Origin of the sequence: Buttiauxella sp. S19-1, assembly GCF_022134725.1 — a bacterium.
Classification (GTDB): Bacteria; Pseudomonadota; Gammaproteobacteria; order Enterobacterales; family Enterobacteriaceae; genus Buttiauxella; species Buttiauxella ferragutiae.
Genome location: NZ_JAHWLU010000008.1, coordinates 1 through 25,450, shown reverse-complemented (window position 1 = coordinate 25,450; position 25,450 = coordinate 1). Strand labels below are relative to the sequence as shown.

Annotated in this window: 23 protein-coding genes and 1 tRNA gene; 10 read left to right on the top strand and 14 right to left on the bottom strand. The window is 50.4% G+C overall.

All coding sequences use genetic code 11. The features are described from left to right. Positions 1-11: 11 nt before the first annotated feature. The 3 genes from groL to MES37_RS03445 form a co-directional block, all read right to left on the bottom strand. Entirely contained in the window at positions 12-1,655 is a 1,644-nt protein-coding gene (groL, locus tag MES37_RS03455) for a chaperonin GroEL (protein WP_064540821.1), read from the bottom strand. A 48-nt stretch (positions 1,656-1,703) separates the two neighbouring features. Beyond that, positions 1,704-1,997 (bottom strand): co-chaperone GroES, encoded by a 294-nt coding sequence (locus MES37_RS03450; RefSeq protein WP_034461121.1) that lies wholly within the window; start codon positions 1,995-1,997, stop codon positions 1,704-1,706. A 137-nt stretch (positions 1,998-2,134) separates the two neighbouring features. Further along, positions 2,135-2,620, bottom strand: coding sequence for an FxsA family protein (locus MES37_RS03445; RefSeq protein WP_064540825.1), 486 nt, complete (start codon positions 2,618-2,620; stop codon positions 2,135-2,137). A 352-nt stretch (positions 2,621-2,972) separates the two neighbouring features. On the opposite strand from MES37_RS03445, the gene aspA reads away from it, so the two are divergent. From aspA to MES37_RS03410, 7 genes are all read left to right on the top strand, one after another. Continuing rightward, positions 2,973-4,409, top strand: coding sequence for an aspartate ammonia-lyase (gene aspA, locus MES37_RS03440; RefSeq protein WP_064540828.1), 1,437 nt, complete (start codon positions 2,973-2,975; stop codon positions 4,407-4,409). A gap of 112 nt (positions 4,410-4,521) precedes the next feature. Beyond that, a complete protein-coding gene (locus MES37_RS03435; RefSeq protein ID WP_064540830.1) occupies positions 4,522-5,823 on the top strand; it encodes an anaerobic C4-dicarboxylate transporter in 1,302 nt (433 codons plus the stop codon). A gap of 99 nt (positions 5,824-5,922) precedes the next feature. Further along, positions 5,923-6,246: a divalent cation tolerance protein CutA gene (gene cutA, locus MES37_RS03430; protein ID WP_121814475.1), complete on the top strand. Its 324-nt coding sequence runs from the start codon at positions 5,923-5,925 to the stop codon at positions 6,244-6,246. After that, complete coding sequence (locus MES37_RS03425; protein WP_237930076.1) at positions 6,222-8,033, top strand: protein-disulfide reductase DsbD; 1,812 nt, start codon at positions 6,222-6,224, stop codon at positions 8,031-8,033. The genes cutA and MES37_RS03425 overlap by 25 nt, the downstream gene beginning before the upstream one ends. 56 nt (positions 8,034-8,089) lie before the next feature. Further along, positions 8,090-8,665 (top strand): transcriptional regulator, encoded by a 576-nt coding sequence (locus MES37_RS03420; RefSeq protein WP_133522954.1) that lies wholly within the window; start codon positions 8,090-8,092, stop codon positions 8,663-8,665. A gap of 68 nt (positions 8,666-8,733) precedes the next feature. Continuing rightward, the gene (locus tag MES37_RS03415) at positions 8,734-10,722 is read left to right on the top strand and encodes a DUF1176 domain-containing protein (protein WP_237930075.1); all 1,989 of its coding nucleotides are present in this window, start codon (positions 8,734-8,736) and stop codon (positions 10,720-10,722) included. Positions 10,723-10,837: 115 nt separating this feature from the next. Next, positions 10,838-10,913 (top strand) — tRNA-Phe (locus tag MES37_RS03410). Positions 10,914-11,069: 156 nt separating this feature from the next. Here MES37_RS03410 and yahO read toward each other — a convergent pair. From yahO to MES37_RS03380, 6 genes are all read right to left on the bottom strand, one after another. Further along, positions 11,070-11,339, bottom strand: a complete 270-nt coding sequence (gene yahO, locus MES37_RS03405; RefSeq protein WP_064540898.1) for a DUF1471 family periplasmic protein YahO — start codon at positions 11,337-11,339, stop codon at positions 11,070-11,072. Positions 11,340-11,724: 385 nt separating this feature from the next. Next, positions 11,725-12,183 carry a GNAT family N-acetyltransferase gene (locus MES37_RS03400; protein ID WP_232887178.1) on the bottom strand — a complete coding sequence of 153 codons (459 nt, stop codon included), beginning with the start codon at positions 12,181-12,183 and terminating at the stop codon, positions 11,725-11,727. Positions 12,184-12,267: 84 nt separating this feature from the next. Continuing rightward, positions 12,268-13,389 carry a DUF4056 domain-containing protein gene (locus MES37_RS03395; protein ID WP_237930074.1) on the bottom strand — a complete coding sequence of 374 codons (1,122 nt, stop codon included), beginning with the start codon at positions 13,387-13,389 and terminating at the stop codon, positions 12,268-12,270. Beyond that, a complete protein-coding gene (locus MES37_RS03390) occupies positions 13,389-14,522 on the bottom strand; it encodes a BamA/TamA family outer membrane protein (RefSeq protein ID WP_064540916.1) in 1,134 nt (377 codons plus the stop codon). Before MES37_RS03390 ends, MES37_RS03395 begins: the two co-directional genes overlap by 1 nt. Beyond that, on the bottom strand, positions 14,522-15,499 hold the full coding sequence (locus tag MES37_RS03385; RefSeq protein ID WP_064540919.1) for a hypothetical protein: 978 nt from the start codon (positions 15,497-15,499) through the stop codon (positions 14,522-14,524). Before MES37_RS03385 ends, MES37_RS03390 begins: the two co-directional genes overlap by 1 nt. 47 nt (positions 15,500-15,546) lie before the next feature. After that, entirely contained in the window at positions 15,547-16,698 is a 1,152-nt protein-coding gene (locus MES37_RS03380; RefSeq protein WP_237930073.1) for a BamA/TamA family outer membrane protein, read from the bottom strand. A gap of 302 nt (positions 16,699-17,000) precedes the next feature. On the opposite strand from MES37_RS03380, the gene MES37_RS03375 reads away from it, so the two are divergent. Continuing rightward, on the top strand, positions 17,001-18,095 hold the full coding sequence (locus tag MES37_RS03375) for a GGDEF domain-containing protein (RefSeq protein ID WP_133522948.1): 1,095 nt from the start codon (positions 17,001-17,003) through the stop codon (positions 18,093-18,095). Between the two features lie 86 nt (positions 18,096-18,181). Here the strand turns inward: MES37_RS03375 and cspE are convergent, their stop codons facing one another. From cspE to MES37_RS03355, 4 genes are all read right to left on the bottom strand, one after another. Beyond that, complete coding sequence (gene cspE, locus MES37_RS03370; RefSeq protein ID WP_064540929.1) at positions 18,182-18,394, bottom strand: transcription antiterminator/RNA stability regulator CspE; 213 nt, start codon at positions 18,392-18,394, stop codon at positions 18,182-18,184. Between the two features lie 285 nt (positions 18,395-18,679). Next, positions 18,680-19,516, bottom strand: a complete 837-nt coding sequence (locus MES37_RS03365) for a shikimate dehydrogenase family protein (RefSeq protein WP_237930072.1) — start codon at positions 19,514-19,516, stop codon at positions 18,680-18,682. Between the two features lie 2 nt (positions 19,517-19,518). Then, positions 19,519-20,835: an MFS transporter gene (locus MES37_RS03360; protein WP_237930071.1), complete on the bottom strand. Its 1,317-nt coding sequence runs from the start codon at positions 20,833-20,835 to the stop codon at positions 19,519-19,521. A 67-nt stretch (positions 20,836-20,902) separates the two neighbouring features. After that, the gene (locus tag MES37_RS03355) at positions 20,903-22,777 is read right to left on the bottom strand and encodes a bifunctional sugar phosphate isomerase/epimerase/4-hydroxyphenylpyruvate dioxygenase family protein (RefSeq protein ID WP_237930070.1); all 1,875 of its coding nucleotides are present in this window, start codon (positions 22,775-22,777) and stop codon (positions 20,903-20,905) included. A gap of 193 nt (positions 22,778-22,970) precedes the next feature. Here MES37_RS03355 and yghU point away from each other — a divergent pair, with 193 nt between their 5' ends. Both yghU and MES37_RS03345 read left to right on the top strand, forming a co-directional pair. Continuing rightward, complete coding sequence (gene yghU / locus MES37_RS03350; protein WP_064540941.1) at positions 22,971-23,837, top strand: glutathione-dependent disulfide-bond oxidoreductase; 867 nt, start codon at positions 22,971-22,973, stop codon at positions 23,835-23,837. Positions 23,838-23,973: 136 nt separating this feature from the next. Further along, positions 23,974-24,369 (top strand): hypothetical protein, encoded by a 396-nt coding sequence (locus tag MES37_RS03345; RefSeq protein WP_064540944.1) that lies wholly within the window; start codon positions 23,974-23,976, stop codon positions 24,367-24,369. 611 nt (positions 24,370-24,980) lie between these two features. Here MES37_RS03345 and MES37_RS03340 read toward each other — a convergent pair. Continuing rightward, entirely contained in the window at positions 24,981-25,382 is a 402-nt protein-coding gene (locus tag MES37_RS03340) for a Spy/CpxP family protein refolding chaperone (RefSeq protein WP_064540951.1), read from the bottom strand. Positions 25,383-25,450: the final 68 nt, after the last annotated feature.

The window sequence follows — 25,450 nt, the reverse complement described above, 5'->3', positions numbered from 1 at the left end:
TGTTTGGGCAATTACATCATGCCGCCCATGCCACCCATACCGCCCATACCTGCGCCACCTAAATCAGGGCCGTCAGATTTTGGCATATCGGTAATCATGCACTCAGTGGTAATCATCAGGCCAGCTACAGAGGCTGCGTACTGCAGAGCAGAACGAGTCACTTTAGTTGGATCCAGAATACCCATGTCGATCATGTTGCCGTATTCTTCAGTTGCTGCGTTGTAACCGTAGTTACCGTCACCCGCTTTCACATTGTTAGCAACAACAGATGGCTCTTCGCCGCAGTTCAGAACGATTTGACGCAGTGGGGATTCCATTGCGCGCAGCGCAACTTTGATACCCACGTTCTGGTCTTCGTTCTGGCCACGCAGTTCAGACAGTTTAGACGCTACGCGAATCAGCGCAACACCACCACCGGCAACCACGCCTTCTTCAACCGCAGCACGGGTCGCGTGCAGGGCATCTTCAACGCGTGCTTTCTTCTCTTTCATTTCAACTTCGGTAGCAGCACCGACTTTGATGACTGCAACGCCGCCAGCCAGTTTAGCTACGCGCTCTTGCAGTTTTTCACGGTCGTAATCAGAAGTTGCTTCTTCGATCTGCTGACGAATCTGAGACACACGGCCCTGGATTGCAGCTTCTTCGCCATTACCATCGATGATGGTCGTGGTGTCTTTGTTGATAACGATACGCTTAGCAGTACCCAGATCTTCCAGGGTCGCTTTTTCCAGCTCCATACCGATCTCTTCAGAGATGACGGTACCGCCAGTCAGAGTAGCGATATCTTGCAGCATGGCTTTACGACGGTCGCCGAAACCAGGTGCTTTAACCGCAGCAACTTTCACGATGCCACGCATGGTGTTAACCACCAGAGTCGCCAGCGCTTCGCCTTCAACATCTTCAGCGATGATCAGCAGTGGTTTGCCAGCTTTCGCAACGGCTTCCAGAACTGGCAGCATTTCACGGATGTTGGAGATTTTTTTGTCAGCCAGCAGAATGAACGGGCTTTCCAGTTCGATAGAACCAGTTTCTGGCTTGTTGATGAAGTACGGAGACAGGTAGCCACGGTCGAACTGCATACCTTCTACAACGTCCAGCTCGTCTTGCAGGCCGGTGCCTTCTTCAACGGTGATAACGCCTTCTTTGCCTACTTTCTCCATCGCTTCAGCGATAAGTTGACCCACGGTTTCGTCGGAGTTAGCAGAGATAGTACCAACCTGAGCGATTGCTTTAGAGTCAGAGCAAGGAACAGACAGAGCTTTCAGCTCTTCAACAGCAGCGATAACAGCTTTATCGATACCGCGCTTCAGGTCCATTGGGTTCATGCCTGCAGCAACAGCTTTCAGGCCTTCAGTGATGATGGACTGAGCCAGCACGGTTGCAGTGGTAGTACCGTCGCCTGCCGCGTCGTTCGCTTTAGAGGCAACTTCTTTAACCATCTGTGCACCCATGTTCTCGAACTTGTCTTCCAGTTCGATTTCACGCGCTACAGAAACACCATCTTTAGTGATAGTCGGTGCACCGAAAGATTTATCCAGAACCACGTTACGACCTTTAGGGCCGAGGGTAACTTTCACTGCATCTGCCAGTACGTTAACGCCACGCAGCATTTTCACACGAGCGTCATTACCGAATTTTACGTCTTTAGCTGCCATTCTTAACTTTCCTTAAATTCGTTTATGTTCGTTCAGTTTTTGCGCGGATTACGCTTCAACAATTGCCAGGATGTCGCTTTCTGCCATGATCAACACTTCTTCATTGTCGATCTTCTCAGACTTAACACCGTAGCCATCGTTGAAAATCACGATGTCGCCGACTTTTACGTCCAGCGGTTGCACGTTACCGTTTTCCAGAATGCGGCCTTTACCGACAGCGATGATTTCGCCACGAGTTGATTTACCAGCTGCACTGCCAGTCAGAACGATGCCGCCTGCAGATTTAGATTCAACTTCTTTACGCTTGACGATGACACGGTCATGTAATGGACGAATACTCATGTGATAGCTCTCCTTTGAGAAAGTCTGTATCAGTGTTTGGGTAACGCCGGCCCAAAATGGGTTATCGGCTGGTGACCTGAGAGATGGGGATGCGCCTTCCCCCCTTCAAGGGGGGAAAACAAAAAAATTTTCGATTTTTAACGATTGTGACGATCGTCGTTGTCATGATCGTCGAGCTGTTTTGGTGCATCATCTTTACGTTGATACTCACCATCGAACGTTGAACCACCACCAGCGCCCGCACTAAAACCACCACCTGGAGTGCGTGAGAAACGCAAATGAGGCATCAGCTTCAGCGTGAGGTGTTTCTGTACTGGTGGCAGTAACAGCAATAAACCGAGGAAGTCCGTAAAGAAGCCAGGCAACAGTAACAGCAAACCGGCGATGATCAACGAAACACTTTTAATCATCTCTGCCGCCGGGCTTTCACCCACCGCCATTTTCTGCTGCATCAGCATGAAATTCTTAAAGCCCTGGTTGCGAACCAGTGACATACCTATAACTGAGGTGAATATCACCAGCACCAGTGTCAGGAAAACTCCCATCACATGGGCGACTTGAATAAACAACGAGATCTCTATGTAAACATAGAGGAAAACGGCAATTAACGGTATCCAGCGCACCGTGCACTCCTGTCATTGGGAAAGTCTGTAGCAAGCGCCATCAAGCACTTGCGGGAAATTAGTTGGCTATTTAGCCAGATAAAAGAGATGGCGGCGTCTTAGTCAAAAATCAATCTATCTGCCGTATTATTTTTCTGGAAATTTTCAACAATTGATCGGCATCACATATTAATAATTGTTATGTGAGCTGGTGTTTATTAAGTGATCCAGATTACTGCATTTCTCTATCATCAGCATATCATCACTGCGTGGTGACCGAATATGGACATAATCGTCGGTCTATTCATCGCACGACCAAAGATCCTGTTCGTGCAATGATCAATCAATGGCAGCTTTAATTAAGAAGGTTCACATGTTAAATAACATTCGTATCGAAGAAGATTTGTTGGGTACCAGGGAAGTGCCAGCGGATGCCTATTATGGTGTTCATACTCTGAGAGCGATTGAAAACTTCTACATAAGCAACAGCAAAATCAGTGACATACCTGAATTTGTACGTGGTATGGTAATGGTTAAGAAAGCAGCGGCAATGGCGAACAAGGAGTTGCAAACCATTCCGAAAAGCATCGCGAACACCATTATCCAGGCTTGCGATGAAGTTCTGAATAACGGCAAATGTATGGACCAATTCCCGGTGGACGTTTACCAGGGCGGTGCCGGTACTTCCGTTAACATGAATACCAACGAAGTGCTCGCCAACATTGGGCTTGAGCTGATGGGCCACCAGAAAGGTGAGTACCAGTACCTGAACCCGAACGACCATGTCAACAAATGCCAGTCCACCAACGATGCTTACCCAACCGGTTTCCGCATCGCGGTGTACGCCTCTATTGTGAAACTGATTGATGCAATCAATCAATTAGGCGACGGCTTCCAGAACAAAGCGGTTGAGTTCGAAAACGTCCTGAAAATGGGTCGTACCCAGTTGCAGGATGCCGTGCCGATGACGCTGGGCCAGGAATTCCATGCGTTCAACGTCCTGTTGACTGAAGAAACCCGCAATCTGCTGCGTACTGCAGAATTACTGCTGGAAGTTAACCTTGGTGCGACCGCCATCGGGACTCGTCTGAACACCCCCGAAGGTTACCAGCAACTGGCTGTGCAGAAACTGGCTGAAGTCAGCAACCTGGCCTGTGTTCCGGCTGAAGACTTGATTGAAGCGACGTCTGACTGTGGCGCATACGTGATGGTTCACAGCTCGCTGAAACGCCTGGCAGTGAAATTGTCGAAGATCTGTAATGACCTTCGCCTGCTCTCTTCCGGCCCGCGCTCTGGTCTGAACGAAATCAACCTGCCAGAACTGCAAGCCGGCTCTTCTATTATGCCTGCGAAAGTAAACCCGGTAATTCCAGAAGTGGTTAACCAGGTTTGCTTCAAAGTCATTGGCAACGACATCACCGTCACCATGGCTTCCGAAGCAGGTCAGTTGCAGTTGAACGTGATGGAGCCAGTGATTGGCCAGGCAATGTTCGAATCTATCCACATTCTGACTAACGCTTGCTACAATCTGCTGGAAAAATGCATCAACGGCATTACCGCGAACAAAGAAGTCTGCGAAAGCTACGTCTACAACTCGATTGGTATCGTGACTTATCTGAACCCGTTCATTGGCCACCATAATGGCGATATCGTAGGGAAGATTTGTGCTGAAACTGGCAAGAGCGTGCGTGAAGTCGTGCTGGAGCGCGGGTTACTCACCGAAGCCGAGCTGGATGATATTTTCTCTATTAACAACCTGATGCACCCAGTTTATAAAGCGAAACGTTATACCGATGAAAATGAACAGTAGTCTTAACAGGTGTTAATAAAAGGCACGTCCATTGGACGTGCCTTTTTCATTTGTACGTTCAACAAAAACACAACATATAATTATCAAATAATCAAACACAAGGAAGGCAGTTATGTTTGGAGCAGAACTCGTTATCGTGCTGTTAGCGATATATCTCGGAGCCAGACTCGGCGGCATAGGCATTGGCTTTGCTGGCGGTTTTGGCGTACTGATTTTAACTCTTGTTTTTCAAGTTAAACCTGGTGCGATTCCGTTCGATGTTATCGAAATTATCATGGCAGTTATTGCCGCAATTGCCGCCATGCAGGTGGCCGGGGGAATGGACTATCTGGTCAGCCTTGCAGAAAAACTACTGCGTCGCCATCCTAAATACATCACCTTCCTCGCCCCGTTGGTCACCTGGTTTATGACCATTCTTGCGGGAACAGGCCACACCGCGTTCTCCACGCTGCCGGTGATTACTGAAGTCGCGAAAGAGCAAGGGATTCGCCCATCGCGTCCACTGTCTATCGCGGTTGTCGCTTCGCAAATTGCCATTACCGCCTCGCCGATTTCTGCAGCGGTGGTGTTCTTCTCGGGCATCCTTGAGCCAATGGGCATCAGCTATCTGACACTGCTCGGCATCTGTATTCCTGTGACGCTGGTTGCTGTCATGCTGACAGCGATTGTTTGTAACTTCCTCGGTTGCGAACTGAAAGACGATCCGGTTTACCAGGAACGCCTCGCCAAAGGTGAAGTGAAACTGCGTGGAAGCAGCGTGTTTGTGCTGAAGCCACATGCTAAACGCTCTGTGCTGCTGTTCCTGATCGGCATTGTCGCCGTGATGTTCTACGCCACTGCCATCAGCGATACCGTTGGCCTGATTCAAAACCCAATCCTGCCGCGTAACGAAGCGATTGTGGTGTTCATGCTGACCATCGCCACGCTTATCTGCGTCACCTGTAAAATTGATACTGGCGAAATCCTTAATGCCAGCACCTTCAAATCGGGTATGAGTGCCTGTATCTGTGTGCTGGGTGTGGCATGGCTGGGTGATACCTTCGTCAAAAACCATATTCAGGATATTCAGGCCGTTGCAGGCGACTTACTACAAAGCTATCCGTGGTTGTTAGCGGTAGTGCTGTTCTTCGCCGCCACATTGCTCTACTCCCAGGCGGCGACCACCAAAGCATTGATGCCAGCGGCGCTGATGCTCGGCGTGAGCCCACTGACCGCTATCGCTTCGTTCGCTGCGGTATCTGCGTTGTTCGTCTTGCCGACCTACCCAACCTTGTTGGCGGCGGTGGAAATGGACGACACCGGCTCAACACGAATTGGTAAGTACGTGTTTAACCACGCGTTCCTGGTTCCTGGCGTTATCGCCATTACGTTGTGCGTCATCCTCGGCTTTATCGTCGGTGGTTTGGTTCTGTAAATCTTTCAAAACACGGGTCGTACAGCGGCCCGTTTAACACCTCCCCCCGCTTCACCGTGCTATAGTCAACCGCTGTTTCCCCCGGATACGAGGTTAGCTATGCCGAACACTCAGGCTGTTGTCATCCTTTGTACTGCCCCAGACGAAGCCACCGCTCAGGAACTCGCAGCCCTAATGCTGGCTGAAAAACTAGCGGCCTGCGTCACAATATTGCCCGGTGCCACTTCGTTGTATTACTGGGAGGGAAAAATGGAACAGGAGTATGAGGTGCAGATGTTGCTCAAAAGCGATATCGACCATCAAGAAGCCTTGATCGCGTGTCTCAAATCGCATCACCCATACCAAACCCCTGAATTACTGGTTCTGCCAGTTACCCACGGAGATAGTGATTACCTCTCATGGCTCTACGCATCTTTGCGCTAATCTTTGCGCTATTCAGCACTCACGCTTTTGCAGGTCTGTTCGATAACCAGAGCAAATCCCAATTTGTTCCTGTCGATCAGGCTTTTGCGTTCGATTTTCAGCAGTCTGGAAACCAGCTCAACCTCAACTGGCAGATAAAACCGGGCTACTACCTTTATCGCCAGCAAATTAAACTCAATCCGGCGCAGGCCGAACTCGCCCCGCTGGAGCTGCCAAAAGGCAGCTGGCATGAGGACGAGTTCTACGGTAAGACCGAGATTTACACCCAACAGCTCAATCTGCCCGTTACCGTTCAATCTGCGGCCAAAGGCGCGACTATCAGCGTGACTTATCAGGGCTGTGCCGAAGCGGGCTTTTGTTACCCGCCGGAGACACGTGTGGTGCCGCTGAGTGAAGTGGTTGTATCGGCTGAGGGACGCCCTCACCCTAACCCTCTCCCCCAGGAGAGGGGACAAACCAGTGCCGATTCAGAACCGTCTTCCTCCCTCTCCCCTGCGCCTACCGCGGAACCGCCTTCCTCCCTCTCCCCTGGGGAGAGGGCCGGGGTGAGGGGTACAGACAACACGGACCCCTCCCAACTGCCCTTCTCCGCACTGTGGGCATTCTTAATCGGCATCGGCATCGCCTTCACGCCTTGCGTGCTGCCGATGTACCCGCTGATTTCCGGCATCGTGCTCGGCGGTAAACAGCGTTTATCCACCACCCGCGCGCTGCTGTTGACCTTTGTCTATGTACAAGGAATGGCGCTGACCTACACCGCATTGGGTCTGGTGGTCGCCGCTGCCGGGCTGCAATTCCAGGCCGCACTTCAACATCCTTATGTGCTGATCGGCCTGTCTGCACTGTTTGTGTTGCTCGCCGCGTCGATGTTCGGGTTATTCACCCTGCAACTGCCGTCCTCGCTGCAAACCCGCCTGACGCTAATGAGTAATCGCCAACAAGGGGGTTCCGCAGGTGGCGTATTTGCGATGGGCGCATTAGCCGGATTAATTTGCTCTCCCTGCACCACCGCGCCGCTGAGCGCCATTCTGCTGTACATCGCCCAAAGCGGGAACCTGTGGCTGGGCGGCGGCACGCTGTATCTCTATGCGCTGGGCATGGGCCTGCCGCTGATGCTGATCACTGTTTTTGGCAACCGCCTGCTGCCAAAAAGCGGCCCGTGGATGGAAACAGTCAAAACGGCTTTTGGTTTTGTGATCCTCGCACTACCAGTATTCCTGCTGGAACGCATACTGGGAGAGACATGGGGGATTCGTTTGTGGGGATTACTCGGCGTAGCGTTCTTTAGCTGGGCGTTTATCACCAGCCTGCAAGCCAGCAAATCATGGATGCGTATCGTGCAGATAATCCTGCTCGGTGCGGCGCTGGTCTGTGCTCGCCCGCTGCAAGACTGGGCATTTGGCACCTCCGTCGCAGCAAACCAGGCACATATCAATTTCACAAAGATTACCAACGTTGAACAGCTCGACGCAGCACTCGCCAATGCCAAAGGCCAACCGGTGATGCTCGATTTGTACGCCGACTGGTGTGTGGCCTGCAAAGAATTTGAGAAATACACTTTTAGCGATCCGAAAGTGCAAAAACACCTGGCAAATACTGTTTTATTGCAGGCTGATGTCACTGCCAATAACGCGCAAGATGTCGCCCTGTTAAAGCATTTACAGGTTTTAGGACTGCCAACGATTTTGTTCTTTGATGGACAAGGCCATGAGCAGACTGGCGCACGCGTTACCGGTTTTATGGATGCAGACACCTTTAGTACGCATTTGCAGAATCTGGCGCCGTAAATAACACTACTTATGGGACAAACCGTTGAATGAACGACGGAGGGGAGGAAAATACCGTGCAACGCGAAACAGTATTAGAGCATGCCCTGGGCGTTCTTGAACGTGAGGGGATTGCCAGCACCACACTTGAGATGGTCGCCAATGAAGCAGACTATCCGATAAAAGAAATCAGTAAATTCTGGCCTGACAGTGAAGCGTTGCTCTATGACGCGCTGCGTTATTTGAGCCAGCAAGTTGATGTCTGGCGACGCCAGCTCACGCTTAACGATGAGCTGTCGCTTGAACAAAAATTGCTGAAGCGCTACGAAGCGTTGACTGAATGTGTCAACAAACAGCGCTATCCAGGCTGCCTGTTTATCGCGGCCTGCACCTTCTATCCAGACGCCTCACACCCGATTCACCAGTTAGCGGATCAGCAGAAAAAAGCGGCCTGGGAATTCAGCCATCAACTGCTTACGCAGCTGGAAGTGGATGACCCAACGATGGTAGCTCATCAAATGGAGCTGGTGCTGGAAGGTTGCCTGAGCCGTTTACTGGTGAAACGCAGCCAGGCAGACATCGAAACCGCTCGCCGTCTTGCTGAAGATATTCTGCGCTTTGCGCAATGCCGACAAGGTGGAGCGTTGACCTGATTTAGATATCCTAATCGTCCACTAAACGCATATAATTTCGGCAACATTCACATGTTAAAGGGAATTATATGCGTCATCTGATCTGGCTGGCCTGCGCTGGCCTGTTTTCAACTCAGCTTTTTGCCGCACCGTTAACCGGATTATCTTTCGAACATAAAGACTGGCAAGTTTCCTGCGACAATACCGGCACCTGTCGGGCGGCAGGATACAGCCGCGATTTGGTAAGCGTCTTATTAACGCGGGTTGCCGGTCGCGAAACCAGCGCAAAAGTTGAAGTCACCTTCGCACAACCCACGGCATCATCCGCCACGCTTTTTAAAGATGGTGAACAGAAAGGCGAGTTAACCCCTCTTTCAGACGGAAGTTTTTCCATCCAATTTACCGCCCGGGACGCGTTTTTGACCGCGTTGAGCCAGGACAACACCATAGAATTCGAATCTGGCGGAAAGCGCATCCCGCTCTCATCAGCAGGTTCCAATGCCGTGTTGTTGAAAATGGATGAATTCCAAAAAACCACCAATACTTCCAATGCCATGCTTCATCCCGGCAATGAAAATACCGACAATGTATTACTGGCTAAACCTGCCCCGCTTATCATCAGCCAACCCGTTATCCCGGCTCCAGACGCAGTACCTTTGACTACCACGCAATTACAAAAAATAGCGCCTCAGCTAAAACTCACCCCTGAGATGCAATGCCGTGAAATTGCGGATGAACAAACGCGAACGTATTACCGCATTCCTGTCGATAAGAATCATGCACTGATTAAAACCGAATGCTTTGATAGTTCCCGCTTTGCCTTGTGGCTGACCGACAATACCCTTACCGCTCGCCCAGAATTGATCACCCACGATGCCAGTAAATATGAAAATGGCGAAATAGCCCGGCTCAGTGGTCCAATACAAATATGGGTCTGGAACGGTAAGCAGTTTCTTCTGCGGGATCAATACCGTAGCAGTGGCCACAACGGCGCCTGGACTCTACCTACGTTCGTCAGCAGAGTACGTACCCAACACGACGTAGATACCGACAAAGCCGCGTTACAGCAGCTTTACCAGGCGGTGACCGACCTGAAAAAAACCGATCCTGAATTAACCCTCACTAAACTTGCCAATCAATTCACATTAACCGGCGAAGTCACCAAATTTGAACTTTCCACTGTTGAAGATGCTACACCGTCAAAAACCAAACCCTCAGCAGAGATAAGTGACGACGAATGGCAGGCATTTTTACGCAGCCCCGTCATGGTGGAGTCGGAAGATGGCAGTATTAGCTTCACGCTGCTTGATATGGATGGCGATGGCAAACGAGATCTCATTATCAACAGCTACGTGGGCGGTACGGGATTATATAGTTACACCGGAGTTTTAAAGCGCGGTGAGAATTCGTTCTACAACCCTCGAGCTGACCGTTCAAGTCACGACGGTTTTGGACCCTTTTTCTCAGAAAACGGGCGCGGAGCGAACCAGTGGAGCGAATGGGTGCGCATCAACGGCCAGGTTTACGCTCTCTGGTTCAACGGGCAGTTTGGTGAAGACAATCTTTACTTGTTGCGCCCGTTTAGCGTTGATGACAAAACCCCTGCTGTCACCATCCGCTATCGCTACACACTGGATACCATCAGCTCATCCGAAGAAAATCAACCGAAGACACCTGCGCTAAGTGACAAAGACAAGGCCAGATTATTAAAGTCGCTTGATACCATGCAGGACCATCTTCTGAAGGATATGGCTGCTGACCAGAAAGTCCCACCAATTTGCCCTATTCCACCCGGCACATCAGCTAAAGAAGCGGAAAGTTACCACCGGGGAGTCCCCCTGCACTACGCTTTTGAGAGCGTCGCCTACATCCCAGTCTGGCTGAATGAAAAATGCTATATCGGCACCGTAGCCAGCCATCACGGTAGCTACAATAAAGGCGTCGATGCTGAGATCGCGATCAGTTCCCCAAGAGAAGGTGAAGAGAGCGTTAACGGATATTATATTTCAGGTTTACGCCATGTCACTTCAGTGAAAAGCGGCTGGAAGGCACGAGCAGGCGACAACGGCGTGCTGTGATTTTAAGCAAAAAAATGCCCAAAAAGCAGAGTTTGCCGCAAAGTTAAGCAACCGAACGGTAAAATGTGAAATTTGGTTGACGGGGTATGCAGATTACGGTTTAATGCGCCCCGTTGCCCGGATAGCTCAGTCGGTAGAGCAGGGGATTGAAAATCCCCGTGTCCTTGGTTCGATTCCGAGTCCGGGCACCACTATTCAGAAGAACCCGCCTATGGCGGGTTTTTTGCTTTCTGTGGATTAACCACTGCAAGCGCTGTTCAAAAACCTTGCCAACGTTTTTATCCGATCCCATGACACTACAAAAAAAAACAGCATCAACCATAAACGGCTGATGCTGTGCTGAAACGTTATTTCTTCTTATAGACCACTGCATTTCCATGTATTTTATTATTGGTATTCCCTGATGTCAGCACATAAATATCACCGCCTTTCTCATCAGCCTTTTTTGACAACTCAGCTTTCGCATCAGCAGTACTGGTTTCACCCGAAGTAGAGATATTTCCAACTTCGACATACTGATCTTTCACCTTCTCAAAATCTTTTTGCGACATCATTTCTGCAGCAAATGAACTGAACGTGAATGTACAAGCAACCATGCCTAAAATGATTCTTTTCATCTTTATTTCCTTTGAGTATGTCACTGATAGTCATGAGTAAAAATAATAAAAACAACCAAATTTCTATAAACACATATAGTTTGCATGGATAACTTTATCATGATTCATCACTCACAAGATTGATACATCATTATCGTTTAATGATTATGGGATCTCCGTCATAGCCAGTGAAGATTAGGAAGTTTCATGATTATTTGCCTATTTAAAGAATAGCGATGCCACACCCCCGCTAATCAGGCGCCAATACGTAATATGTACGGTGGATATAAAAGAGGAATTGATTAACAGATGAATTATTTTATAAGGAGTAAATAACTGAGGGTAAATGCTATGTGGAATTATCCTGCCAGTCTTTCCATCACCGGCAGGCTCAGGGTGCATCCACTCACAACACCAATGTCATAAAGCGGCTATTCGGGTCGAGCTGGTAATCGGCAAAGGGTTGGCAATCGACAAAGCCATGCTTGAGATAGAGTTGGTAGCAGGCGGCAAATCCTGGCTGGGTGCCCGTTTCTAAGCTGATACGTTGCAAGCCCCTTTCGCGCGCGACTTGCAAAATATGTACTAAAAACTGATTCGCCACGCCACGCCGCAAAAACTCAGTCGCAGTGCGCATTGATTTCAGCTCACCGTGGCTGCCATCGAGCATTTTCAACGCGCCAATGCCGGCTAGTTGCTCCCCTTCCCACGCCGACCAGAATGTCACGGCGGGGTCACGGAGTTTTTGCACATCCAGCGCATGGCTGCTTTCCGGTGGCGATTGTTCCAGCATGCCGGAAATATGGTAAGCCACTAATGTCTGTACCGCGTGATGGGACAAATCGTCGATTTTAATGGTGAACATGTTTAACCTTCAAAATGTTACTAACATATTTGCAACATCAAAGCGGACTCGCTGACGTTCGTCCAATAACGATTACTTATGACCTCATTTCTTCATCTGCTGGAGCTGTATCTGGTCAGCGAATTTAGCCTGTTCAGCCAGCTCCGGGAATTGCGAGGGGACATAAAAGGTTTCCGGCGCTTTCAGGCCACGCATATCGCTCCCGGTATGAATTTGCAGTTCCCCAAGCTCGCTCAGCGTAGCGCCCGCGACGGTGACAGGCATCACCAGGCGATAAGGTTCCGCCCTTTCAAACGGGACTGGAGTTGGATAGCGGTTCTCACTCAAATCGTAATTACGGTTAAGCACCAAAAACTTATCCGGCACCCGGCGTTTGCTGTTCCACCAACTGCCGTCCACTTCACGAAACTCTCTTTCTGTCTCTGCTTTGGAGACGGCTCCCAACTGCACCAGCGCCTTGTGCAACGCTTTGTCTATTGCGGAGTCGTAGGGGTCAATCGACCCCGCCTGGCCATGCAGAATCACATTAATCGCAAGCCTTGCCCCCAATAGATTGGAGTAGAGATCTTCGGGTGAGAACGCAGATATCTCCTCAGGAAACCCCGGCACAGACTCGAAGCCGTACCACTGGGCAATCTCATGCCATTGCGCGAGCTGAAATGCGAGATGCCCCGCAAGCCACGCAGCAATCGTGTAGCGTTCCGACATCGAGGCCGGTGGAGTAAACGCATGCAGTTGAATGCGCCTGACCCCCAACTCTTCACTGTAGAACAGCCGCCAGTCCTGGCCGAGACGCGAATAAATCTGCGTGAAAAGATAGAAGGTGTTATCGGCGGTATCACGGACGTGGGCGATATCGATAAAACCGCCGTGACGGGTATAAATCAGGCCGCTTTTCTCCTCGCTCAGACCGACGATATTTTTGACTGCCCCTAGTGCACTGTCGTTATAACGATGATTGCCAAGCGTCGCGAGCGTCAGAATATTACCAATCTGGTAGACCGGAATTGGCACACCCACGGCGCGCACTTGCAGGTCATAACCAAACGCACAGCAAGGCCGCAAAGATTCTGGGGCGGTAAGCTCCTGAGCAACAGGCCACACGCGCCGCGCCTGTTCGATGGGTAGAAAATCCGTTGATGCTGCGGCAGCACCTGCACTCACGCAGGCGGCACCGAGCAACAGAGTAAAAATCCAGGCGCGCATTAAAATGCCTCCGCAACTTGAAAATAAAAACCGGTACTTTCTTTGCCAAATCCCAGATCGAGACGGATATTCATGTCTGGCTTAACTTCAAAGCGATAACCCGCGCCAATAGTGGGCAACAGCGGGTTATCTGACAAATTATGCGGGCTATCGCCCAACGCCCCTGCGCCGACCCATAAAACATAGCCGTGTCGCCAGTTGAGTTTTTTGCGGTATTCCACTTGTGTGCTGACCACGTCTTTATCGCGATAACGCCCCTGATAGTAACCGCGCATCCGGTTGTCGTCCCCCGCCTGAGATAAACGATCCCACGGCACATCACCACGGGTGAAGCGTCCCCAAAGATCGAACGCCAGAACATCCTGATCGCTAAGCGGAAGATAATAATTGTATTGCAGTTGCAGAGCGGTGAAGTGCGTGTCCGAGCCGAATGCTGGATCAAAAACGCTGTATTCGGCACTGAAAAACTGACCATGTTGTGGACGAGTGATCACATCGCGCGAATCGTAATTAATGGTCGCCGTCACGCCGGAACTCAGCGTGCTGCCACCCGCGTTGTAACTCGAAAAGTTATCGCCTGGATGCGGATCATCAATGTTGTCGGCTTTGTAGTTCGAAAAATCCCAACCCACGCCGGCATACAAGTTATCCACCACCTGACGCATGATCTGGGGATGGAGGCTGAACGACTGCTGGGTGTATTTCTGCTCGTTACCTTGCGCCGCATCGTAGCCAATCCCCCAAAATCCAGTGGGAATTTTTGCCAGCGATCCGTCGATAAACAACCGCCACTCGTCACCGGTGAAAAACGTGTAGTTTTTCATGCCCAACCCCAGCGCCCCGCTGGTGCTGACAAACCCGGTTAACGATAGCGACGAGTTTTGCGTCACACGGTCATGAGGATCAACTCGGTAAACACCCGCCACCGCCGTCCCGAGGCCAAGCTTCAACTCCGGGGTATAAAACGGCCCTGGCAGCACGCTCCAGTTAATGCCCTTGCTTGGGTCGTATTGATTATCCGCCCCCAACTTACCCAGAAAACCGTCAATCTCTTCGCGCGTCATGGCTTCAGTGGCGGTCGGTATCAACATCAGGCTTAACAACCCCAAAAATAGCGCGCTGCTTGTGTTCATCAGAATCGGTATTCACCTGCCAGGAAGAAGCTATTACGCTCATTAAAACCAATTTCTGTCAGCACATTAAAGTTTTGCGTGATTTCATATTGCGCACCGATCAGCGTGTTCCACGGTGAGGTGAGATGCTGCTTAACATCGAAACGCCCCTGGTTATCCTGGTTCACCGCGCTTATCAGCGGCTGAAGCGAAGCTGGCATATGCAGGTCAGAGAGATTCCCCTTAAACTCTTGCTGCACGTCCTGGTACATCGCCCCAACCCAGATGCTCAAGTGCGACGGCCCGGAAATTTGTGGCATATCAAAACGATAACCAACACGTGGTGAAACCGTCAGCGCCGAAATTTTACCATCCAGAATATCGAAATCGGTACGCGTGTAGTTGGTGTCCACCAGCGTAAACCAGTTTTTATAGCCACCCGCCAGCGTAAAACCCGTTCCGTAAGTCATGCCTTCGAAATCGAGCGTGAAATCAATATTCTGCAAGTCACCGCTTTGATTCAGGCGATGAACCGAAGCAGCGATAAGGCGATCAATCCCGGTATACAGCGACGGATCCGCATCAACCGAAACGTTGGAAACCGATGAACCTTTGGTGTACCCCACCAGCCCGTAAATATTCAGAAACGGGAATACCCACATATCCATGCGCAGGTTTTCACTGTTACTGCGCTCGCGCGTGTGGCCGACATCGATATTAAACATGTCGCTGGGAATAGCATGCTGGCCCAGTTTAAGGCCGGAGAAAGTAATGCTGTCTACATCCACATTCTGGCGGATGTTCATATAACTGAGATTCACGCCAAACGGCAGCGGGATGGAATATCCGCGCGCTCGGGCTTCATCTCCCCAGATAGGAAATGTGCTGCTATCACTGGTCGTGGTGTCCGTGGATGCGCCAAAGGCTGCACCTGATAAAAACAGCAGCGGAAGCGCAAATACCCGGCACTGCTGTATACCTTTTAATTTTGTTTTCATTGCGTTCTCTTTAAATTTTACTTGGTCAGTCAGGCGGCAAAATCCTTCTACAGCCCCGCCCCCACATTGAAATAGACCGCTTGTTCGTTGTCGCTAAACGCCACATCAATCCCAGTATGCAGACCAAATTCGCGGGCGATGAGATAACGGAACCCACCGCCCCAGGCCACTTCCGCGGTATGGAAAAGATCGCCAGCATCGTTGCTGGCACTGCCTGCACCGACAAAACCCTGCAATACCCAGCGCGGCGTCATCTGCCATTCGAGTTGCGTTTGCACGGTCCCGACATAATCCCCTTGATAGCGATATTGCGAGATGCCTCGCAATTTGATGTATGGCCGCGCCATAGGTGGCAAATGGCTGTCATGGTTCGAAAGCGATTGATAATTACCCGCCAGCGCGAGGGTAAAATCACGGCTTAGCGGTTGGAAATATTTGCCATCAAGCGTCAGCATGTCGTATCGGTAATCGCCACCGAGAAAGCTGGAGTAAAACTGGTATTCGCCGGTAACCGACAAGCCATTGCGTGGATAAAAGAAGTTATCCGTCGTGTCATATTCCATCAGCAAGCCAACACCGGAAGTGGTGCTTTGCTCGCCAAGAACACGTTGAAAGGTACGGTCAATAAGCTTGTTATCGGCCGATATTTCCATATTTGCATAGAATTGCGAACCACCAACGAAAAACGGAGTATCTGCAACGCGGAACAGTAATTTTTGCATACCTCCGTACCCTCTTGTTTGGGTACTAATGCCTTTTCCGTTGTCAAAACCTGCGATATCGCCTGAATAAATATCAATATTTACATTGGCATAGCCGAGGGCAACCAGATAACGAATGCCGTCATTGTTCCAGGTGTGGCGATGCCCACCGCCGACAAACCAGGTGCCGTTTTGTGTCGCTCCACCACCGAATGCTGACATCGCTGGCGGGATGGATCGCCCGTCCGGACGGGTATGCCCAGGCTGACCGTCAGCAGAGTCGTGCAGGAAAAGGCCAAATAACCCACCGCCATAACCGACTGCCGGTTCGGTGATCACCACCGGAATCGGCAGAAACCCGTAGCGGTTATCACGCAGGTACTCGCTCATATCGAGCATACCGTCGGTTGGGTCAATTAACCCTGCGGCGTGGGCGTCCGTGGGCTGCCACAACCCGAGCGAGAGCACCGCCGCCAGCGAATACGTGGATTTATTCATAGCAGTTTATCCGGCTGCACGGCGGGTGCCGCAAGCAGGAGGTATACAACGTTGTCCATGCCAGAAGAAACAGCAGCGCCCTGGTCATAACCATCACCTGGTAAAGAGAGAAATTTGTTTTATTTTTCAATTACACGAGAAACCGCACTCTCGCCTAATAACTGATTTGAGCATAGACCAGCATCAAGCATATTCAAGATAAGTGGTGCGAAGTTAAGGGCCTGGAAGCCGCGGATTTCAAGGGTGGCACCGCACTGGAGAGCACGGTATCATTTATTAAACTTATGAAATAAGGCTTATCAATGGATATTAACCACAGCACGGGCGAAAGTGTCATCACCAGCACCAAAGGCTACATGTGGTTTTTATCACTGAATATTATCTTCTGCGCCTGGTTGCTGTTACGTGGTATTCATCGCAGCGATCTCGATACCCTGCCGCTTCCGTTGCAAATACTTTGCGGTTGTATCATCGCGTTAGCCGCAATAAACCTGATGATTACGCTAAAAATAAAGAAGAATATTAACGACGGTTTTTACCACTACGCCCTGCCCTTTGTGGTGCTGACCTTTGGTTTATTGTGGTCCGTTTTGTTGTATAACTTCACCCAGTTTTACCAAAACCCGCTTGTCACACTGATGATGGCCGTATCATTGTTATTACCCGCAACCATCACCTTCTTTATTTCTGGCCGCTTATTGTTACTGTTCTCCGCCCCGTTAGTTTTGTGTTTGCTGTATGTCGAATTCTTCTTTCAGCGTAAATTCAGCATCGCACAATTCGTCGGTGCGTTGATCATGCTGCTAGTTATCTATTCTGCACGCTACATTTTGCTGGAGTGGTATCAGCGCGTGCAGCGCAGCGAATATGAAAAAAATATCCTGATCAAAAAACTGGTTCAGCAAGCGCACTACGATGCCTTAACCGGTTTGTATAACCGTCTGAGCCTGGCGCGTTACTTTGAAGAGCACGTCAGCACGCTCGCGCAGAGCAAGAAAAAGCTGTTTATGATAGTGCTGGATATTGATTTCTTTAAACAATACAACGATATATATGGGCATGTGGCTGGCGATAAATGCCTGATCAATGTGTCACGCTGCATCGAACAATCCCTGCGCAAAGAGACCGACAGCGCCTTTCGTTTTGGCGGCGAGGAGTTTGTGGTGTTAACTGTCTGCAACGATATTTCCCAGGCGAAAAACATCAGCCAGCGAATCCAGCAGAATATTGCCCATGCCCATATACTGCATAAAGGTTCTGGGGTTTCGGCGGTACTGACTGTCAGCCAGGGAATTGCGCAATGGCGCGAAGGAATGGCACTGGAAATGTTAGTTGAACAAGCCGACCAGCAGCTTTACAAGGCGAAGAAAAACGGCAGGAATCGTGTCTGTTACTAGAAATGAGTTAACGAATAAAACGCCAGAAACGAAAAAACCCGCCGAAGCGGGTTTTTAAATTCTTTAGAGCTTAGTTAACGCTAACCTTACAGGCTAGTTACGTTACCAGCTGCTGGGCCTTTAGCGCCGTTCTCGATGGTGAAGGAAACTTTCTGGCCTTCATCAAGAGATTTGTAACCTTCGTTCTGGATTGCAGAGAAGTGAACGAACAGGTCTTTAGAACCGTCGTCTGGAGTGATGAAGCCGAAACCTTTATCAGCGTTGAACCATTTTACCAGACCAGTCATTTTGTTAGACATGTGTATTACCTTTTGGATTAAGTGTGCCTTACGGCGATTTGGTATGCTTTACAGATTTTATGAAGCGGTAGAAGAGCACACGACAAAGGGTATCCAGGGATGACTCTTGAAGGACTGCTTTACTAAGTTGCTTTAAAGGTCTGTACGTCAAACCGATGGGGCGTATTAACTCATGCTTAGGCGATGAATGACAAGGATTATTTTAGCCGTCCACAGCTCTGGAGCTAAAACACCCCTGTTTTAGCGCTTCGCTTAACAGGGGCACAATGCGAAGCTAATCCATTGTTAATAATCTATTTTCGCCACTCTGCGCAGCGCTTGAGGCGTGACTTCTGGCAGGCCAAAAAATTCCATATAAGCCGGAATCATCTCAAACAACATATCGGTACCAGGTTGAATCTGGCAGTCTCTTTGCATTGCGGCACTCAAAAATGGGGTGATTTCACTTTTCATCACCACTTCGCCAACAAAACTCCCCGGTGTTATCGCGTCCAGGTCGATGGGCAATTCATCACCTGGATTCATGCCCAGCGGTGTTGCGTTGACGACGATGGAAAACGCCTGCGGGTTGCGCAACCCCGTTAGTACCGTGAGCGCCGGATAATGCCGACGCAGACGAGACGCCAGTTCTTCACTGCTTGCCTGGCGGGTATCAAACAACGCCAGCTTATCAACGCCCGCCGCCGCCAGCGACGCCGCGATAGCCGAACCGACGCCACCACTGCCCACCACCAACGCGCTGGCGCCTTTAACCTGAATCCCTTTGCGCAACACACCGCGCACAAAACCGTCGCCATCAAACATATCGCCGCGCAGGCTGCCATCTGGTTCGCGACGAATAGCATTACAGGCTCCGGCGATTTGTGCCGTCGGACTCAGGCTGTGGACTAACTCGCAGGTCGAGACTTTGTGCGGCATCGTCACCAGCGCCCCAACAATATTGGTCAGGCTGAATAAAGAAGGAATCAGTTGCGCATAATCACCAGGCTTTACCCCCATCGGCACCACTTTGATATCAATGCCTTGTTCTTCAAACCACGGGTTGTAAATCATCGGCGCTTTGAAGGTGGTAGTTGGGTAGCCCAAATGGGCGATTAAACGGGTGTTGCCACTAATTTCCATGATTAATCCGCCAGCTCAATACGTTTGATATCGCCAAGAATAAAGACATAGGCAAACACGCCCAGCAGTGCCGCCCCGCCGATATACACCAGCGCGTAGAAGAAGTTACCGGTAGCTGCAACGATAAAACCAACGATTAACGGCGTGATAATCGACGCAAGGTTTGAGCAAAAGTTAAATAAGCCACCCGTCAGCCCCGCAAGGTTCTTCGGTGCCATATCGGAAATCAGCGTCCAGCCAAGTCCCACCATGCCTTGCCCGAAGAACGCCACCGACATCACCGTAATCACCAGCGCGTCAGTCGGCATCCAGTTCGCCGAAATAATCAGGCTCGCCATCAGCAGGCCAGCAATAATCGGCAGTTTGCGGGCAATGTTCACCGAACCGGTGCGTTTCAGAATTTGGTCAGAAACCCAGCCACCAAACATCACGCCTACTGCCGCAGCGAGGAACGGCATAATCGCGAAGAAGCCCACTTTCAGCCACGGCATATGACGCTCGGTAGCAAGATAAGTCGGGAACCAGGTCAGGAAGAACACTAAGGTGGTATTCCCGGCAAACTGGCCAATCCCCGCGCCAAGGATCTGGCGGCATTTCACCAGCCTTGCGACGTCCGCCCAGCTAAAATTCATCTTCGGCTCAGGTTCAGCCTCTTTGTCATCATGGCCGATGTATTCCAGTTCAAGCGAGTTAGCGGTTTTTGACTCATGCGGCTCGTGATAAAAACGCCACCACACCAGCACAAACAAAATCCCGACCACGCCCACCGTAATAAACAGCGCACGCCAGCCGAAGGTTTCCATAATAAAGAACAACAGCGGAGCAAACGCGGCCAGACCGATATATTCACCAACGGTATACACCGCCGTAGCGCGGGCGCGTTCATGCTGCGGGAACCATTTGCCGACCACCCGGCTGTTGACCGGGAAACACGGCGCTTCACTGATCCCAAGGCCTAAGCGGCAGAGCAACAGCGTTTTCAGCCCGACCGTCAAACCGTGGAATAAAGTAAATGCCGACCAGAAGAACAGTGCCAGCGCGTAAGTGACTTTGTTGCCGAAGCGATCAAGGAAGATGCCGCCGGGGATCTGCATGGCCGCATAAGTCCAGGCAAACGCCGAGAAGACAATCCCCATGGTGGCCGCACCGATGCCGAGATCGGCACTCAGTTGCGGTGCCGCAATACCCAGAACGGTGCGGTCCAGGTAGTTAATCATGGTTCCAATAGCCAAAAGGGTCAGAATCACCATTCGGGTACGGGTTCGTTTTACAACACCAGTTTTCTGGGCGGCGATGTCGCCCTGGCCATAACTCGCCATGGTTGCTTCCTCTATTATTTTATAGGTTACAGGTGTTTTATTGAACCTTAAGGTTCATTTATTGTTATCAATCGAATGACTGCATCTGCATTGCCGCCAGGCGAACAGCCGCGTTAGTGGCACCATATTGTTGATAATCCCCGCGCCGCTCAACCAATTCAAAGAAGAAACGATCCGGGCGGAACGGTGGCGTATAGGCGTGCAAAAATTCCTGCTGGCGTGTATCACGCTCGTAAAGAATATCGAGGCGCTCAAGTCCTTGTAATAACGCGTTGTTTGCGCCGTAACGCGCCAGTAAATCGTCATAATAGTTGGCCGGGATCGTCAGCAATTTCAGCCCTTGCGATTGCAGGCTTTCCACTGTCGCCGGTAAATCATCGCAGGAAAATGCCGCATGTTGCAGGCCGGCTCCCTGATAACTCGCCACTGAACGGGCGATTTGCGTATCGAGGCTGTGCGACATATTCAGCGGCAGGCGAATCGAATGACACGGGCTGTGCATCACCTGGCTTCTGACCAGGCCATACGGGTCCGGTACGCTAAGCTCGTTATCCAGCTCGAAACCAAATACCGCACGGAAGAACATAATCCAGTTATCGCGGCTACCTTCCACCAGGCCTAATGCCAGATGATCAATGCCGCGCAATACGCCAGTATTCACTGAATCAGACAGCGTGAAATCGGTCTGATAAATATCGTTTTCGCCCTGCTCTGGCGCTTCTATTAAATAAATCAGGCTACCGTCTGGCGCGCAAATCGCTGCCAGTGCACGCTCGTCCGGGCCGTGTTCTTCGTGCCAGATCGGGTAACCATAATCTTGTGCGCGTTGCAGCACATTCGCCGCCCCTTTCACCCGCCACGCCATGGCACACAACGACACGCCGTGGCGACGATGAAACTCGTCCGCCCAACTGTGCGCCTGATGGTTGATAATCACGTTCACCCCACCGTTGCGCCACAGCGAAACATCTTTTGAACGATGGGTCCCGGTCTGCGCGAAACCTAGCGGTTGCAGAGCTTCGCCAAGTGCTGTGGCATCTTGCGCGTCAGTGGCGAACTCTAAAAATTCAATCCCCTGGTAGCTGGCTTGCGGCGCGCTATGGAACAGTGGTGCATCACTTTGCGGGTTGCCATTCCAGGTTTGTTCTTCCAGCCATAGCAGCGAACGATAGCCATCCTTCGCCGTTGGCGCGTTCGGCGTGGCGCGGAAGTTGTCATTGAAAATCTCCAGCGACCACGGGCCGCGGTAGCCTTTTTCGGTCAGCAAACGGGTAAATTCCACCACCGGCAATTCACCCTGCCCTGGGAAGCAGCGGAAATGACGGCTCCACTCCAGCACATCCATTTTCATCAGCGGGGCGTCGGCCAGTTGCAGGAAGGTGATTTTATCAAGCGGAATATCGTCGAGATTAATCAACTGGTCGCCGAGCGACAGCACATGGAAACTGTCCAGTACCAGCCCCAACGCTGGGCTGTTGACCTGTTTTACCCGCTCCCACGCCTGGCGGTAACGGTTTACATGGGTGCCCCACGCCAATGCTTCGTAGCCGACGATAATTTCATTTTGTTGTGCAAGTTCAGCAAGATGCGCTAAATCGCTGACTTGTAAATCAAGGCTCGGCGAGCAATCTGGAGCCACATTGCTGCACAGCAACATGGTGTTGCAGCCCAGCTCGTGCATCAGAGCAAATTTACGCCGCGCACGTTCCAGGTTGCTGGCAAACTGTGGGCGAGAGGCTCCTTCAAAATCGCGGAACGGCTGAAACAGCGTGATAGTCAGCCCCAAATCTGCGGCCATTTTGCGCACATCCGCAGGTGAACCGGGGTAGTAAAGCAGGTCATTTTCAAAGATTTCGACGCCGTCAAAACCAGCAGCCGATATTGCGGCCAGTTTTTCAGGCAACGTGCCAGAGATAGATACGGTTGCAATTGAACGCTGCATGATGGCTCCTGGTCGCTCGGGGTAATTGGGCTAATGTTGTATCATTTGGTTCATATTGCAAATTTATAGTTAATTTATTGTTACCCCAGATCACACCTACGGAAGTAAAAAAAAATAGCGGGCGATTACCGAACAAAACAAAGTGGAGTTACACTTTTCAGTCACTCCCTGGCAACCCAAAGGCAGACACAACATGTCAGATAATCAATATCAGCCACCGAAAGTATGGACGTGGAATAAAAGCGACAGCGGCACCTTTGCAAACATCAATCGCCCGATTGCCGGCCCAACACACGAACGCACTCTGCCCATCGGCAAGCATCCATTGCAGCTCTATTCTCTTGGCACACCGAACGGGCAGAAGATCACTATTCTGCTGGAAGAACTGCTGGCGGCAGGTGTCAGCGCGGCCGAATACGACGCACATTTGATTCGCATCGGTGAAGGGGATCAGTTCTCCAGCGGCTTTGTGGATGTGAACCCGAACTCGAAAATCCCGGCGCTAATGGACCATTCGGTCACCCCGCCGATTCGCGTGTTTGAGTCCGGCTCAATCTTGCTGTATCTGGCGGAGAAGTTCGGTCTTTTCCTGCCAAAAGAGCTGGCGGCACGCACCGAAACCCTGAACTGGCTGTTCTGGCTGCAAGGTTCCGCTCCGTATCTTGGCGGTGGATTCGGCCACTTCTATCATTACGCGCCAGTGAAAATTGAGTACGCCATCAACCGCTTTGCCATGGAAACCAAGCGCCAGTTAGATGTGTTGGACCGCCAACTGGCGACACATCGTTTCATTGCGGGCGATGAGTATACGATTGCGGATATTGCGATATGGCCGTGGTACGGTAGCCTGGCAAAAGGTGGGTTATATGAGTCTGCTGAATTCCTCGACATCAGCTCATACAAAAACTTTGTCCGTTGGGCCGATGAAGTGGCGAATCGCCCGGCAGTGAAACGTGGGCGTATTGTGAACCGCACGTTCGGAGAGCCGTCGCAGCAGCTGCATGAACGCCACGACGCCTCTGACTTTGATTTGCGTACTGAAGACAAACTGGTTAAATAACATCCAGATGGCAGGTTGCAACGGTGGCCTGCCTTTTTTATCGTTCAAATTTAAACAAACTTAATATAGTTTCCGGATAACCGTGCAGGTAAGTTGCCGTCTGAGTTAAATAGTAAGCAACCTGCAAGGAAATATCGTGTTCAAGAAATCCCTGTTTTTATTCGCTTTCGTTTTAGCCGGTTGTGCTCAACCAGGCGATGATAAGGTTGAAGCGTTAAATACTCTCGACTTCCACGCCACCCCGTCACCTTCCGCCCCGGCGAATAGTAACCCTGCGGAATTAGAAAGCCTGCACAAAACCAATCAGCAAGCTATCGCTAGCCTGACGGCTGAAATTAAATCGGCACGAGTGGATGAGCTGAAAAGTGGTGATGTATTTGATAATCGGGATGGTATTGATAACGTGTTTCAGGCGCTGACACGGCTCGAGGAGTTTGGTGAGCTGAACAATATCTATCTGAAAGATAATAATAAGAATGGCTTAGTACAAATTGGTAAGGTATTAAAACCGCTTACCGAGAAAGACTCCTGAGAACATACCTGGTCTGACATTTCTGTCATTAATGGTGGATGACGCTTACGCTTATCCACCCTACAAAATCCAAGTCTGGCATTTCTGCATTAATGGTGGATGACGCTAACGCTTATCCACCCTACAAAATCCCAATCTGGCATTTCTGCATTATGGTGGATGACGCTTACGCTTATCCACCCTACAAAATCCCAATCTGGCATTTCTGCATTAATGGTGGATGACGCTTACGCTTATCCACCCTACAAAATCCTAATCTGGCAGTTCTGCATTATGGTGGATGACGCTTACGCTTATCCACCCTACAAAATCCCAATCTGACATTTCTGCGTTAATGGTGGATGACGCTTACGCTTATCCACCCTACAAAATCCCAATCTGGCATTTCTGCGTTAATGGTGGATGACGCTTACACTTATCCACCCTACAAAATCCCAATCTGGCATTTCTGCATTAATGGTGGATGACGCTTACGCCTATCCACCCTACAAAAGCCAAGTCTGGCATTTCTGCATTAATGGTGGATAACGCTTACGCTTATCCACCCTACAAAATCCCAATCTGGCGTAGGTCGGATAAGCGCTAGCGTCATCCGACATATTCAACGTCAATCAGTAGAGTTGTTTCTCAATCAGCATCTGCTGCAACTGCTGCTTTTGTTCAGTGGTCAGCACGCGGCTAACATTAAACAGATATTTCGCACGCTGGTAACGTACCTGGCCTTGAATATCGCCAATCGCGGTCAGCTGTTTCTTCGCCGCAGTGTCATCCCACACGCCGGTATGGAACATATCAACAATCGCATCCTGAGTTAAAGCATCAGTATTAATCTTACTGATCTCTTTTTGTGCATCTTCGCGCAGTGCCTTCACCGTCTTCATTTGTTCTGGTGTCAGCTTTAATTGCTGTGCCAGGTTATCCTGCGGCAGTGTTTCGGTTGAGTTGGATGCAGAAGCCACACCAGAAAAAGCCAGAACGGTTGCCATCATGGCAATTTTAAACATATTCTTCATTCGATACCCTTAAGAACAATAAGCATTAATACAAATAGTACAGTTCTATTATTAACGCAGCTCGAAGG